Origin of the sequence: Pseudoduganella sp. R-31, from assembly GCF_049913235.1 — a bacterium.
GTDB lineage: Bacteria > Pseudomonadota > Gammaproteobacteria > Burkholderiales > Burkholderiaceae_D > Rugamonas.
The window spans coordinates 4,011,852-4,024,800 of the sequence record NZ_CP183986.1; the positions used below are offsets into that span (position 1 = coordinate 4,011,852).

A 12,949-nucleotide genomic window follows, 5' to 3' on the forward strand; every position below is an offset into this window, starting at 1 on the left:
CGCCCCATGTCATCACGCCTTCCCCTGCTGCGCCAGGAACTATCGATCTCAGTCGGGCCGCGCCTGGCCGACGGCCAGCCCAGCTGGACGCTGCACGACCCGGTGCGCAATCTGTTCTTCCAACTGGACTGGCCCAGCTTTGAAATGCTGAACCGCTGGGGCCTGCACGAGCCGCAAGCCTTGCTTGCACAGGTCAACCGCGATACCACCTTGCAGCTGGAAGCAGGAGATCTCGAACGATTGCAGGCCTTCCTCGCAAATCAGCAACTCCTGCAACCAGCGCTTGGCGCTGCTGCGGAACTGGCCGCCATGCGCGACCGCCAGCGCGGCAGCTGGTACGAATGGCTGCTGCATAACTATCTGTTCTTCCGCATCCCGCTGCTGAAGCCGGATCGCTGGCTTGGCAGGCTCACACCGCAACTGACCTTTCTGTTCTCGCCGCTATTCCTCTGGCTGACGCTGGCCGCGGGCGTGTTCGGACTGGCCGGTGCCTACCGCGAGTGGGACCGTTTTACCGCAACGCTGATGGACACCCTGAGCTGGCAAGGTGCGCTTCTGTACGGCTGCGCCGTCATCTTCGCAAAGATCTGCCACGAATTCGGACACGCACTGACGGCCAAGCGTTACGGCTGTCGCGTACCAGCGATGGGCATCGCCTTCCTGGTCATGTGGCCTGTGGCCTACACCGATACCAACGAAGTATGGAAACTGCCGCGCCGTGAACAGCGCCTGGCGGTCGCAGGTGCCGGTATCGTGACAGAACTGATGATCGCCGCATGGGCCACGCTGGCATGGGTGTGGTTGCCGGACGGAGCACCGAAACAGCTCGCCTTCCTGCTCTCCACTACCACCTGGATTTCGACCGTGGTGATCAACGCCAGCCCGTTCATGCGTTTTGACGGCTACTTCCTGCTGTCGGATTATCTTGGCATGCCCAACCTGCACAACCGAGCGTTTGCACTGGCACGCTGGGATCTGCGCGAGCGCCTGTTCGCGCTGGGCGACCCAGTTCCCGAACCTTTTCCGCCGCGTTTGCAGAAAGGGCTGATTCTATTTGCCTGGATGGTGTGGATTTATCGCTTGGTCGTATTCCTCGGGATTGCCGCGCTTGTCTACCACTTCTTCATCAAGGCCGTGGGCATCCTTCTGTTCATGGTGGAGATCAGCTGGTTCGTCGCATTGCCAGTGTGGCGCGAGCTGCAAGCGTGGCGCACGCGCTGGAGCGTCCTTCGCCATAGCCGCCGCGCCAAACGCAGTGCCGTCGTTTTCCTGTTCTTGGCGGGCCTGTTCCTGATACCGTGGCCCAATCGCGTGCTGAGTTCGGGGCTGCTGCAACCCAGCCAGCGCCTGGCGCTGTATGCACCGGGTAATGCAGTCCTCGAGGCGCTGCCGGTAAAGAATGGCCAGCAAGTAGCAGCAGGCATGCCGCTGCTACGCCTGTCTACGCCAGAACTGGCGCTTCGCGAAGGTGAGACCAGTGCGCACCAGGATGCGCTGGCCTGGCAGTCAGCAGCAGCCGGCCTGGACACGGCAAGCCGCAAGGACTGGCAGGTTCTGCATGACCAGCTGGTTTATGCCAATGCAGAAAGCGCGACTGTGGACTCGGACCTGCAGCGCTACCGTCCAGTGGCGCCGAATGCCGGCGTGCTGGTCGATATCGACCCTGACCTGCGCCCTGGCGACTGGCTGAAGGGCCAGGAATACCTGGGATCGCTGATTACGCCAGGGCGTTGGCAAGTTGTCACCTATATCGACGAAGAGGCCGTGCGACGTATCGCCAAAGGAGATCGTGCGCTGTTCATTGCCGACGGCATGTCCGGGCCCGTGGTGCAGCTGAGCGTGTCGAGCATCGACCGCGATGCCAGCCGTACCTTGGGCGAACCTGAGTTAGCTGCAACGTTTGGTGGCGACGTGCTGGTGCGGGAGAAGGCTGGCGCGCTGTATCCTGAACATGCTGTGTACCGCGTGCTGCTCGTGGCGGATGCTGAACTGCCTCCGACGAATCCGGAATGGCGCGGCCATGTCGCCATTGCCGGGCAATGGGAGGCGCCTGCGTTGCGCTTCCTGCGCACCGCAACCTCCGTCGCTTGGCGCGAAGCGGGCTTTTAATTGAGCGTCGCCGTCCATACTGACCAATCGGCCAACTGTGACGCTGACCGCTTGATCAAATGGCGTCCATAAAGTGACGAAACCTTGGTCGAGCAATTTGAATAATAGTGACGCGCCTGTACGTTCAGACGCCTCCCCCGCAGGCATTGGGCGCCGCGAGGCTCGGCCAAACCGCCGCAAAGACTAACGCGGTCACCACCGTGCGCCCTAAGCCGATTACCTTAACCCGTCCGAAATACCAATGGCTTTGAGCACGAACGCCTGTTCATCCATTACGCCTTCAGACGTTGTGCCGCAACCGCTATGAGTTTGTTGATCAAGAAAGTAGCGCATCGTCGCAAGTAACAGTCCGTCGCGGCGATCCCAGACGGTTATGTCGACGGACTCGAGATTACTTTTGGTGTCCTTGGGATCGATCCGAGATACCTTGTATTTCACCAGTACATCGGCGGTCGACTCTGGAACACCGAAGTAAGATGCAGAGTTGTCTCCATCGTTCTGGCGGCGAATGAACGGATGAATCCCGTTCGTTGCAGCACCTTCAAGCTGACAGCACCGGACCTCCGTGAACTTGATCGACTTAGGAAATCTCGGAGGGTCGCTTCGCAAATTCTGAGCAGTACCCCGAGCATCCAAGGTGAAATAGTTGATCCGGGGTGGGTACGTGGCAGGTTCCCAATCATATGCGAGCGACTCCACAGTCGATGCTGGTTTGGCAATGAAGCGCGGCCCCACGTCTTTGCATACGGCTTCGAGCTTAGGTGAGTTGGGTTTAAACGAGTTGAAAGCGATGACGACGGGTATGCTCGCCAACGCGACGATATAGCCCACAGGCAGTGTTAGGCAAGCAGTGCCGATGGCGGTCGACCGTTTCCCCTCAGCGCAAAGTACAAGCGAAACCAACGAAGAGAGAGCAATCCACGAAAAGCCGAAGATCCACACCTGGAACATTCCCTTTGCACTGCCGTCGCCGGCGGCTAGGAACGAAAAGAAGAACAGAACGACGCAGTTCAGGATCGCGATGAGGAGGACGACAATATATGCCATGAGGCGCTAGTGTTGATGCAAAACGGCCTATGGTGCCATGTGACTGTTGGTAAAGCAATATTAGCTCAAGCGCCGATCCTTACCTTGCATCGCGTTCTCACCATCGGCAAATAGAAAAAGCCCCTGAAGAATCAGGGGCTTGGCGGTGTTTTTTTTACCGCGTGCTGCCCTATGCAGCCTGACGGGAAACCTCGACGAGGATGCAGCGACGGCGAAGCGTCGTCTGTCGGAGGCGCCTGATTTGTAGTGGTCGCGATCTGATCGGACAGTGACCCGGTTTGGACATCGGCGCTGTCAGATCAAATTCCGTCGTTCAGTGCGATGATTTTATCGCGCCACGCCTCCTTTCCGTCAATTAGAGTTTGCATCGGCGTCCGGCCACAGCACATCTTCCCTTGATGCGTGCGCTCGTTGTTGTAGTAGCGAAGCCATTCGTCGACGTCCGCCTGCAGTTCATCGATGCTCCGATAGATCCTGCGTCGAAACGCTACCTGGTAAAACTCCTGCAGGATGGTCTTGTGGAAGCGCTCACAGATACCGTTGGTCTGAGGGTGTCGGACTTTGGTCTTGGTGTGTTCGATTTCGTTCAGCGCCAGATACAGCTGGTAATCGTGCTTCTCCGGCTTCCCGCAGTATTCGGTACCTCGGTCGGTGAGGATCCGGATAACGCCCATCCCTTGTTCCTCCATAAACGGCAAGACCCTGTCGTTAAGAAGATCTGCCGCAGTAATCGGGGTCTTCGTGCTGTACAACTTGGCGGCAGCCCACTTGGAGTAAGTGTCCACGAAGGTCTGCTGATAAATCCGTCCGACGCCTTTGATCGTGCCGACGTAAAACGTGTCCTGACTTCCGAGATAGCCAGGATGTGCAGTCTCAATCTCGCCAAAGGCAACGTCATCTTCTTGCTTGCGCTCGAGTGCTACCACCTGCGCCTCTGTCAGTACATCCCCGGTTTCCGCAACGTGCCGCTCAAGCGCAGAAAGGCGCTTCCTAAAGGACTCCAGGTCATGCCGCAGCCAAATTGACCTGACGCCCGATGCCGAGACGAAGATGCCGCGCTTGCGTAGCTCATTGGACGTCCGAACTTGACCGAATGCCGGCTGTTCCAACGAAAAGCCTACTACGGCCGTCTCGATGGCTTCATCGACGCGATTCTTGACGTTGGGCTTCTTGCGATTGGCGTCGATGAGCGCGTCCACGCCGCCAGTCTCCATGGCAGACTGATAGCGATAGAAAGTGTCACGGGAAAAGCCCATCACCTTGCAGGCGCGGGACACGTTGCCAAGTTCGGCGGCCAGATTCAGCAGGCCGACCTTGTGTTTAATGACGTTCTGAGGAACACTACGCATGGGGTTACTCCTTTGCGCTAACGCGCAGGTTTAATAAAGATTCGCACCTCTATCAAACCGGGTAACCCCGCCCTTGGCAAGGCCTTACTGTACGATCAGATCTGAACTACTACACCTGATTCAATGCAGACGGCTCCGCTTTTGCGCATACATTTGTTCGTCTGCCAGGAGGACGTAGTACGACAGGGTCTGGTTCGCAGATGAATCGACCAGCACGACGCCGGCACTGATCGAGACGCAATACGGCCGCTCCTGCATCAAGTTGAATGCACTCAGGTTAGCCTCGATACGCGCCAGGATGACCCCTGGCTGCTCGTCGTCCAGGGTATATGCAACAAATTCGTCGCCGCCGAGACGTGCAACAACATCGGCATGGCGAAACGACTGGCGGAACACAAGCGCGGCGTCCTTGATCATGGCATCTCCGGCCTCATGCCCCAGTTGATCGTTTACACGCTTCAGGCCATCGATATCTGCGAAGATCACGGCACTCTTCGTACGCTTGCGGCGCGCAAGCTTATAGATCTGTTCGGCCTGCAGGAAGAAGCCGCGCCTGTTGTACAGACCTGTCAGCACGTCGGTCAACGACAGCATCCGCATTTCGCTCACCGCTGCGTCCCTTTGCTGCAATTCTTCGGCATGGCTTACTGACGTGTCAGCGATTTCCTGGCGTTGTTCGCGTAGCAGCCGCTCGAGTGAAGTCTGCGACTCGATTTTGCCCAGCGCTGCCCCAGCCAACTGCAAAATATATGAGAGCGTGCGTTCGTAGGCGTCCTGCGTCGCCGTATCCAAGTCGTGATCCCAACTGACTGCGAGGACCACCGCAGCGGCGTGCGCTGGCACGGCCAACACCAGCCTGCGCGGCCCTCTGTATTCGAGCTGCTGTTCATCATAGGACTGGGCGTTCGCAGCCTCTACCGCGTCGGCGGTCATACGCACGGCGGCGCGGTATAGCGGATGGTCTGTGCCGGCCGAACGCGCAATGCCGTGGCTGTCGAATTCGACCAGTTCCGTCCGGTCGCTGCGCAGGAGCAGCAAGGCCGAATCGAACCGGACAGTCTCCGCCAGCGCGCGGCCGATCAGTGCCAACGAACCTTGCGCCTCGTCGGTCTGAAGCAGGTCGCGCGCCAGGGTCAACAACATGCGCAACTGGGCTGGTCCGAGCTGCCGCGTTTCCACCCGATCCTTTCTCATTGGGCATCGCCCTCCATGCTAGTCCTCCACCTCGTCTGTCGTCGGCGGCGCATCGGACGGAGTGATTGCCTCCGAGACCAGTTGATCGGTACTGGGGGCTCGGCGCAACAACGGCTTGTCGAGCACTCGTGCAATCACGTCCGAGGGAACGCGCCTGTATTCCATGTACTTCTGTGCCAGCGCCCGGTTGCGCACCGACTCGATGTTGATGCCGCGCGCCACCGCCTTCGCGGTACCAATGTCAGAGCGCCTTTGCCGTTCGTTCATCTCGGTCCCGATATGCTAAACATGTTGATGCTTCATGACTTCCGGTTCCCCAGCCACAAGGCGTTCTTCGCTTTTGCGGCCTGCACTGAGTGTATTCCTATTCCGGCCCATGCGCCGCCCACTTTCCTGGTCCTTCAAGTGTTGTTTGCTGAGTGGCACCGCCGCCTCGTATTGGCCAATCAACTCATCAACCGGCAGAGCTGACACGTTCCGTGAAAATCGCTAGGTGTTCGTCTGAAAGACCTGTATATTGGATTCACCGCGTATTCAGCACCGCTAAAGAATTGCCGGTTTCTCTCCTGTCTCGCCTATCTTGGCGACTCCCGTCTGATTCCCTCATCTGTTGCCCCTGCTCGTTGGCGCGTATCGCCGGAAACGGCCCGACTCTACATCTTTTGAGGTTATTTGATGACTACCCAAACCGGAATCGTTAAATGGTTCAACGAAGCCAAGGGCTTCGGCTTTATCACCCCAGACGCAGGAGGACCAGATCTGTTCGTCCACTTTCAGGACATCCAGGCTACTGGCTTCAAATCGCTCGCCGAGAACCAGCGCGTCTCGTTCGAGCGCAGCCCCAGCCCTAAAGGCGAAAAGGCGACCAACGTCAGTCCTTCCTGACAATCTGCGCTGCCTTCCGTTCGCGCGTGTGCTGGACCTTCAACCGCTTTTCCCACCAGCCATAATCTGACAAGGTTTCCTTGGCCACCTCCACGCATCGCAAATAGTCGGGGACGGCCTTGGAGCATGGCGGGGCCGGTGGTTCAATGCCCTGGGAGGTGCAATAGCGTACTGCATCCTCCAGGTCGCCGTCATTGAGCAAATCCCGGCACGCGGTCGAGTGAATCAGTGCAAGGTTCATGTCCCTATCCAGAACTCACCAATCGCCTGGAAAAGCGCTGCAGGAGACGCTGGCCGCAACGCTCCAGCGTGGCAAAGGTCGGCTGCCGCATCGCGGTAGAGATCGGTCCGGTCATGTACGCGGTCACCAGTCCGGCCAGCGAAAGCTGCCGCCAGCTTAAGGAGAGACGGCCTTCAGCCCCCCCCCTGCAGATACCTCTTCATACCGGCGCTCCTTCACGATCCTGGGTCTACAAGTTGGGGTGGTCCTCAGCAAACGCGATCGCGTCGCACAGTTGGCCATACCTATAGCCTCCATACAGGAAGTGGCCCTCAATATAGGCGATGCCATGCAGTTTCATCATGCTTTCGTCTTCGTCGGTTGGGTGATATGCCGCCACCCAGCTCGGTTGGAACGCATCATCGCGCAAGAAGCCGGCTTTGGCGTGTTCTGCGACTGCGTAACGCAAGGCATCCCGAAATACATCGTAATGGTGCTGCCGAAATGCATACCGCCTCCCATCGAACGAAATCTCAAATTGTGCCGCCAGGCTTTCATCCGATTCCTGCTGCATATTTGTGTCGCGCGTGCTTTCCATGACCTTCCCACCTGAACTATCCCGACTCCCATTCATTACGCAGATCTGACGCCGGGCCTTTAACATCGCGTCGGTGTTGGCGTCCTCTCGGGATCCGAACGCCTCGTCCGGGAAGATAATCGTTCGCCTGATGCTGTGCGGCCATTGAAGGCTGGTGCAGTCCGATGATGGCGGCATATGTTTGAGTATGGCAGTCGAGGCGTACTTCAGTGCTCCGTCCTGGCACCTGAACTCAGCGCACCTGAGCAGGATATTCCACCCCTGGAACCACGTTGTTGAGTGTTGGCGCATGGCGCCCTCCTTCGCTCGCGTTCAGGAACAATCTCGGAAAGGTGGCGGCAACGAGCAAGCCTTCCTTCCCGGCGCTGCACGCCAACGGCGTGCCAAACGCATGTGCAATACCAATTCAGGACGATTATGGGCTTTGACGCGATTGCGCTGTCAGGCAGCAATGCTGAGGAAGACCGGCACGAAACTCGATATTGGCTAGGTACCTGCTTACCCAATATACGCCCACAAACGAAATTCACCTAATGAATTCGGCAGCCAAGACGAGCCGTGCAAACGGGCCATTGCCGGATATACTGGAATGGTGGATTCGGGCGCTGGGAGGAACCGATGGAGAGCATGCTGCAGTGGAAAGTCTCCTATTGCCGCTCAGATGGGAGCACCGGCCTGGTCTTCATCGCGCTGCCCAGCGAACCTCTATGCACTGACCTGATGGACTCCATTCTTCAATGGGATACGGATCGCGCATACCTTCACCCAGGCGCGCTGCCAGAAACCGATCGGTTTGCGCAAGCGATCGCATTCTTTGAGTTTAATCACATCACAAATATGCGCGTGAAGTCACTTGATGACCAGATAGACTCTACGTCCGACGCCTAGTTCCCGGCAACATACGGCGTCAGTACAGCGCGAAACTGGGACCCGCGTCAATGGCAAGCGATGGCGTCGGCAGGATCACTTTGGGAGGATGTATGGAACTGCTCGAAACAGAAGACATTGCCGAGTTTCGGAAGATTTTGCGCAGGAGTCGCTTACTTCGTGCAGACTTTTCTCTCAGCGCTACGGACACAACCGATCCGAAGACTGATGAAGTGCCGGCATTGCAGGGTGAATTGACGGTGCGACGAAAATCGACCGGACAGACCAAACAATACCTGATCAGTGACAGCACCTCGTGGCTCGACCTGTTTCGCAATGACATCAAGAGCGGCGCGTTTATTGGACAGGATTCTTTGCAAGTGCGCTATCCGGCAAGTTGGCCGCACAAGACCAGCCATTAACGTGCGCTCTGCCCCAGCCTATTCTGCCCATCGAACCTGGCTGCATAGTACAGAATTGTGCCCAGCATCGATGCGCGCCGGTCGCCGACACGCATCGCTCGGCGCTTTAGCGCTCTTTGACTCTGCTCCCGGCGTGGTATCAGTGCGCCCACTAAATGCCCGCAATCGAGCATGGGCCAATGCACTCTTGGCGCCAGGCAGCGGAAGCGGCGGCACCGAGCCCGCAACGGAGCCGCCCCTTGGCGCCGATGCAGGTAGACTCGAGCAATCCCGCACCAATGGACGAATGTGCAGTCATGACAACTGACGGTCCCGGGTGATCCCATCGTTGCAAACTCTAATGCCTTCGTCATATTGGGTCCTCCTTGCAGGCCTCTTGCTCATCGCAATGATGTTGGGCGGGACGTTGCTTGGGCGTCTCCCGCTGAGCGGAGCCATGATTTACCTCGCAGTTGGCTACGTGCTTGGTGTGGCGGGGCTTATCACCCCGGACCCGATCCGCCATGCCGGGGCTCTGCAACTGGCGACGGAAGGCGCCCTGCTCATTTCGCTCTTTTCGGTCGGCCTTAAGCTGGAGCTTCCATTGCTGGACCGTCGTTGGCTCGCACCTTTCCGACTTGCCTTCGCAGCGATGGCAATGACCGTGGCGCTCATCGCTGTTATCACTGTCTATGGGTTCGGCTTGTCTGTTGGCGCCGCGATCCTGCTTGGCGCAATTCTGGCACCTACGGATCCTGTGCTCGCATCGGCGATTCATTCGGAGTCAGGACCGGCGCCCGATCCGACCCGCTTCAGTCTCGCCGGAGAAGGCGCACTCAACGATGGCACGGCATTCCCCTTCGTTCTACTGGGCTTGGGTATCATGCAGCTGCATGATCTCGGGGAATCCGGATGGCGTTGGTGGGTTATCGACCTGCTCTGGTCAACCGCCGGCGGAATGCTGATTGGGGCAGCCGTCGGCGGCATGCTCGGCACACTTGTGATCTACCTGAGAACGCGACACCAAAGCGCAGTCGGATTGGACGAGTTCCTCTCGCTTGGCGTCATCGCGGTCTCGTTCAGCCTGGCACAGTTGGCATTAGCTTCCGGCTTCTTGTCGGTCTTCTTCGCCGGTTTAGCGCTGCGGCGCGCGCGAGACTTTCCCATCACCGGGACGACGCCGATGACGCGGAGCGCGGGCTTGGAAGCCTCGCCCACCAATGCGTCAACCCATTCCCATCATGCCAGTGGCGTCATGACCCGGGCAGTACTGAGCTTCAATGAGCAGTTGGAGCGTCTCGCCGAGCTGGCAATTGTATTGATGATCGGCGCCATGCTGCCTTCGATGGTACTATTTAGCGGATTGTGGTGGCTCATCCCAGCGATCTTCTTTGTCGTGCGCCCCGTGTCGGTCGTGCTTGCATTTGCCGGCTCCAAAGTGCCAACGCACCAGTTGGCAGCCTTGAGCTGGTTAGGGATCCGAGGGATCGGGTCTATCTATTATCTGATGTTCGCCATCCGCAGGAACATCGACGATGGGCTCGCTCAACAGCTCGTCACGTGCACCCTGGCTGTCGTTACGACATCAATCATCGCGCATGGCATCACTGTTCTACCACTGTTGAAATGGTACGCATCCCGTAACCGCGGAGCCGCAAAATGATATGCTATAGCTAGGGCGGAACCCACGGGGATTGGCGTTGACGAGAATGAGTTCGCCACTGCCGCTCTTTGTACCGTACTGCCCTTGAGGACAGGTGGCTTGCGATGAATACGTTACTTGAAAAAGAGCGGAGGCGGGATTGGCGTATGGCCGAGCTTGTACAGTACGGCATGACGCTGCGCGCTGTTATCGGCCTAGCGGAGGCCCAACGATACTTGCTCTCCCGCTGTGTTCCCCAGGCGGTTGTCGATCGCGCTTTGAATGCCGTCGGACCTCGGCCATCCATGCCGACGCGCATCGCGCAGGAATTGGAACGGTGCCTACTCACCAAACCCGTACGATCCGTGCTGGATTAGCTGGGCATAGACTTGGGCAGCACCTCTCCCCTATAGGTCGAACCTCTTCTTGGTTTCAATGGTGGCCCGATCGCTCCAGCGGCCGCCGCGCTGAAGTGTAAATCTTAACAGCGATCTGTCGTGGTACACGGCCCGCAGAAAATGACCATGAGCCTGGTGTGAATTGCCGCGCTCATACCGAACGATCCAGGCATTCTCGGCAGTGCGGCGGCCCCAGGCGTCGTACCGCTCATCTCCACGTCATTCATGGCCAACATTTTACGCCGCAATGAGAATGCAGAGACGGCGAAGCGCCGTTTGCCGGAGGCGCCAGATTCAATGCAGGCGGCTCCGCTTTTGCGCATACATTTGTTCATCTGCCAGGAGGACATAGTAAGACAGGGTCTGGTCCGCGGATGAATCGACCAGCACGACGCCGGCACTGATCGAGACGCAATACGGCCGCTCCTGCATCAAGTTGAATGCGCTCAGGTTGGCCTGTTGTACAGACCTGTCAGCACGTCGGTCAACGACAGCATCCGCATTTCGCTCACCGCTGCGTCCCTTTGCTGCAATTCTTCGGCATGGCTTACTGACGTGTCAGCGATTTCCTGGCGTTGTTCGCGTAGCAGCCGCTCGAGTGAAGTCTGCGACTCGATTTTGCCCAGCGCTGCCCCAGCCAACTGCAAAATGTATGAGAGCGTGCGTTCGTAGGCATCCTGCGTCGCCGTATCCAAGTCGTGATCCCAGCTGACTGCGAGCACCACCGCAGCGGCGTGCGCTGGCACGGCCAGCACCAGCCTGCGCGTCCCTCTGTATTCGAGCTGCTGTTCATCATAGGACTGGGCATTCGCAGCCTCTACCGCGTCGGCCGTCATACGCACGGCGGCGCGGTATAGCGGATGGTCTGTGCCGGCCGAACGCGCAATGCCGTGGCTGTCGAACTCGACCAGATCCATCCGGTCGCTGCGCAGGAGCAGCAAGGCCGAATCGAACCGGACAGTCTCCGCCAGCGCGCGGCCGATCAGTGCCAACGAACCTTGCGCCTCGTCGTTCTGAAGCAGGTCGCGCGCCAGCATCAACAGTATGCGCAACTGGGTCGGCCCGAGCTGCCGCGTTTCCATCCGATCCATTCTCATTGGGCATCGCCCTCCATGCTAGTCCTCTGCCTCGTCTGTCGTCGGCGGCGCATTGGACGGAGTGATGGCCTCCGAGACCAGTTGATCGGTACTGGGGGCTCGGCGCAGCAACGGCTTGTCGAGCACTCGTGCAATCACGTCCGAGGGAACGCGCCTGTATTCCATGTATTTCTGTGCCAGCGCCCGGTTGCGTACCGACTCGATGTTGACGCCGCGCGCCACCGCCTTCGCGGTACCAATGTCAGAGCGTTTTTGCCGTTCGTTCATTTCGGGCCCGATATGTTGAACATATTGATGCTTCATGACTTCCGGTTCCCCAGCCGCAAGAGATTCTTCACGCGTCATAATCGCGACGCCGTCACCGGCACTCTGGGCCAGCGCAGGGAAAGAAAATTTCAGTCCAGCATTATCAAGGTGCTTCGCGTGATTTGCGGCCTGCACCGAGTGTATTCCTATTACGGCCATGCGCCGCCTACTTTCCTGGCCCTGCGACGCAGTCAGCTGCCAGAACTAACAAATTCCGTGAAAATCGCTAGGTGTTCGTCAGAAAGGCATGTACACTGGACTCACCGCGTATTCAGCACCGCTAAAGAATTGCCGGTTTCTCTCCTGTCTCGCCTTTGTTGGCGACTCCCGTCTGATTCCCTCATTTGTTGACCCTGCTCGTTGGCGCGTATCGCCGGAAACGGCCCGACTCTACATCTTTTGAGGTTATTTCATGACTACGCAAACCGGAATCGTTAAATGGTTCAACGAAGCCAAGGGCTTCGGCTTTATCACCCCGGACGCAGGAGGACCAGATCTGTTCGTCCATTTTCAGGACATCCAGGCTACTGGCTTCAAATCGCTCGCCGAGAACCAGCGCGTCTCATTCGAGCGCAGTCCTAGCCCCAAAGGCGAGAAGGCTACCAACGTCTGTCCTTCCTGACAATCCACGCATCCTTCGACTGCGGATAAGCTGCGCGGCTTGCGGCATACTCCCAATACAGGTGAGCCACATGTCCATATGGCGAATTCAATACCAAGACGATCATGGAGCGCATCAAGAATGTTTTGGGGAACGAGACGGCCGGCCGAGTCCTCATGAAGCCATGGAGATCGTGGTCCAAAGCCTTATTCTGGCTGCACACACCGGCATGAGC

Annotated in this window: 14 protein-coding genes; 6 read left to right on the forward strand and 8 right to left on the reverse strand. The window is 58.2% G+C overall.

The genetic code is table 11. From position 1 onward, the window contains the following. Positions 1 to 6: 6 nt before the first annotated feature. On the forward strand, positions 7 to 2,109 hold the full coding sequence (locus ACN9MY_RS18125; protein ID WP_426335896.1) for an HlyD family efflux transporter periplasmic adaptor subunit: 2,103 nt from the start codon (positions 7 to 9) through the stop codon (positions 2,107 to 2,109). Between the two features lie 216 nt (positions 2,110 to 2,325). Here ACN9MY_RS18125 and ACN9MY_RS18130 read toward each other — a convergent pair whose 3' ends face one another. The 4 genes from ACN9MY_RS18130 to ACN9MY_RS18145 all read right to left on the reverse strand — a co-directional run bounded on the left by ACN9MY_RS18130 (position 2,326) and on the right by ACN9MY_RS18145 (position 5,966). Then, positions 2,326 to 3,156 carry a hypothetical protein gene (locus ACN9MY_RS18130; RefSeq protein ID WP_426335897.1) on the reverse strand — a complete coding sequence of 277 codons (831 nt, stop codon included), beginning with the start codon at positions 3,154 to 3,156 and terminating at the stop codon, positions 2,326 to 2,328. A gap of 299 nt (positions 3,157 to 3,455) precedes the next feature. Beyond that, positions 3,456 to 4,505, reverse strand: coding sequence for an IS481 family transposase (locus tag ACN9MY_RS18135; RefSeq protein ID WP_426317908.1), 1,050 nt, complete (start codon positions 4,503 to 4,505; stop codon positions 3,456 to 3,458). A 120-nt stretch (positions 4,506 to 4,625) separates the two neighbouring features. After that, positions 4,626 to 5,648 (reverse strand): diguanylate cyclase domain-containing protein, encoded by a 1,023-nt coding sequence (locus tag ACN9MY_RS18140; RefSeq protein ID WP_426335898.1) that lies wholly within the window; start codon positions 5,646 to 5,648, stop codon positions 4,626 to 4,628. A 69-nt stretch (positions 5,649 to 5,717) separates the two neighbouring features. Then, positions 5,718 to 5,966, reverse strand: coding sequence for a hypothetical protein (locus ACN9MY_RS18145; protein ID WP_426318193.1), 249 nt, complete (start codon positions 5,964 to 5,966; stop codon positions 5,718 to 5,720). 408 nt (positions 5,967 to 6,374) lie between these two features. Here ACN9MY_RS18145 and ACN9MY_RS18150 point away from each other — a divergent pair, with 408 nt between their 5' ends. After that, positions 6,375 to 6,584, forward strand: coding sequence for a cold-shock protein (locus ACN9MY_RS18150; protein ID WP_426318194.1), 210 nt, complete (start codon positions 6,375 to 6,377; stop codon positions 6,582 to 6,584). On the opposite strand, the gene ACN9MY_RS18155 is transcribed toward ACN9MY_RS18150, so the two are convergent. Both ACN9MY_RS18155 and ACN9MY_RS18160 read right to left on the reverse strand, forming a co-directional pair. After that, positions 6,571 to 6,825 carry a hypothetical protein gene (locus ACN9MY_RS18155; RefSeq protein ID WP_426161871.1) on the reverse strand — a complete coding sequence of 85 codons (255 nt, stop codon included), beginning with the start codon at positions 6,823 to 6,825 and terminating at the stop codon, positions 6,571 to 6,573. The genes ACN9MY_RS18150 and ACN9MY_RS18155 overlap by 14 nt on opposite strands. A 229-nt stretch (positions 6,826 to 7,054) precedes the next feature. Beyond that, positions 7,055 to 7,402, reverse strand: coding sequence for a hypothetical protein (locus ACN9MY_RS18160; RefSeq protein ID WP_426161873.1), 348 nt, complete (start codon positions 7,400 to 7,402; stop codon positions 7,055 to 7,057). A gap of 618 nt (positions 7,403 to 8,020) precedes the next feature. Here ACN9MY_RS18160 and ACN9MY_RS18165 point away from each other — a divergent pair. From ACN9MY_RS18165 to ACN9MY_RS18175, 3 genes are all read left to right on the forward strand, one after another. Beyond that, on the forward strand, positions 8,021 to 8,290 hold the full coding sequence (locus ACN9MY_RS18165; RefSeq protein WP_426161874.1) for a hypothetical protein: 270 nt from the start codon (positions 8,021 to 8,023) through the stop codon (positions 8,288 to 8,290). A gap of 92 nt (positions 8,291 to 8,382) precedes the next feature. Next, on the forward strand, positions 8,383 to 8,691 hold the full coding sequence (locus tag ACN9MY_RS18170) for a transcriptional regulator (protein ID WP_426161875.1): 309 nt from the start codon (positions 8,383 to 8,385) through the stop codon (positions 8,689 to 8,691). A 391-nt stretch (positions 8,692 to 9,082) separates the two neighbouring features. Continuing rightward, the gene (locus ACN9MY_RS18175) at positions 9,083 to 10,333 is read left to right on the forward strand and encodes a cation:proton antiporter (RefSeq protein ID WP_426323785.1); all 1,251 of its coding nucleotides are present in this window, start codon (positions 9,083 to 9,085) and stop codon (positions 10,331 to 10,333) included. Positions 10,334 to 11,156: 823 nt separating this feature from the next. On the opposite strand, the gene ACN9MY_RS18180 is transcribed toward ACN9MY_RS18175, so the two are convergent. After that, entirely contained in the window at positions 11,157 to 11,807 is a 651-nt protein-coding gene (locus tag ACN9MY_RS18180) for a hypothetical protein (RefSeq protein ID WP_426318196.1), read from the reverse strand. 18 nt (positions 11,808 to 11,825) lie between these two features. Beyond that, positions 11,826 to 12,248, reverse strand: a complete 423-nt coding sequence (locus ACN9MY_RS18185; RefSeq protein WP_426335899.1) for a hypothetical protein — start codon at positions 12,246 to 12,248, stop codon at positions 11,826 to 11,828. Positions 12,249 to 12,525: 277 nt separating this feature from the next. Here ACN9MY_RS18185 and ACN9MY_RS18190 point away from each other — a divergent pair, with 277 nt between their 5' ends. Then, positions 12,526 to 12,735, forward strand: coding sequence for a cold-shock protein (locus ACN9MY_RS18190; protein ID WP_426161880.1), 210 nt, complete (start codon positions 12,526 to 12,528; stop codon positions 12,733 to 12,735). Positions 12,736 to 12,949: the final 214 nt, after the last annotated feature.

Bases quoted from the DNA above. Each gene is read 5' to 3' on its own strand.
- ACN9MY_RS18125 (WP_426335896.1), top strand. From the start codon at position 7: ATGTCATCACGCCTTCCCCTGCTGCGCCAGGAACTATCGATCTCAGTC.
- ACN9MY_RS18130 (WP_426335897.1), bottom strand. From the start codon at position 3,156: ATGGCATATATTGTCGTCCTCCTCATCGCGATCCTGAACTGCGTCGTT.
- ACN9MY_RS18135 (WP_426317908.1), bottom strand. From the start codon at position 4,505: ATGCGTAGTGTTCCTCAGAACGTCATTAAACACAAGGTCGGCCTGCTG.
- ACN9MY_RS18140 (WP_426335898.1), bottom strand. From the start codon at position 5,648: ATGTTGTTGACCCTGGCGCGCGACCTGCTTCAGACCGACGAGGCGCAA.
- ACN9MY_RS18145 (WP_426318193.1), bottom strand. From the start codon at position 5,966: ATGAACGAACGGCAAAGGCGCTCTGACATTGGTACCGCGAAGGCGGTG.
- ACN9MY_RS18150 (WP_426318194.1), top strand. From the start codon at position 6,375: ATGACTACCCAAACCGGAATCGTTAAATGGTTCAACGAAGCCAAGGGC.
- ACN9MY_RS18155 (WP_426161871.1), bottom strand. From the start codon at position 6,825: ATGAACCTTGCACTGATTCACTCGACCGCGTGCCGGGATTTGCTCAAT.
- ACN9MY_RS18160 (WP_426161873.1), bottom strand. From the start codon at position 7,402: ATGGAAAGCACGCGCGACACAAATATGCAGCAGGAATCGGATGAAAGC.
- ACN9MY_RS18165 (WP_426161874.1), top strand. From the start codon at position 8,021: ATGGAGAGCATGCTGCAGTGGAAAGTCTCCTATTGCCGCTCAGATGGG.
- ACN9MY_RS18170 (WP_426161875.1), top strand. From the start codon at position 8,383: ATGGAACTGCTCGAAACAGAAGACATTGCCGAGTTTCGGAAGATTTTG.
- ACN9MY_RS18175 (WP_426323785.1), top strand. From the start codon at position 9,083: ATGTTGGGCGGGACGTTGCTTGGGCGTCTCCCGCTGAGCGGAGCCATG.
- ACN9MY_RS18180 (WP_426318196.1), bottom strand. From the start codon at position 11,807: ATGAGAATGGATCGGATGGAAACGCGGCAGCTCGGGCCGACCCAGTTG.
- ACN9MY_RS18190 (WP_426161880.1), top strand. From the start codon at position 12,526: ATGACTACGCAAACCGGAATCGTTAAATGGTTCAACGAAGCCAAGGGC.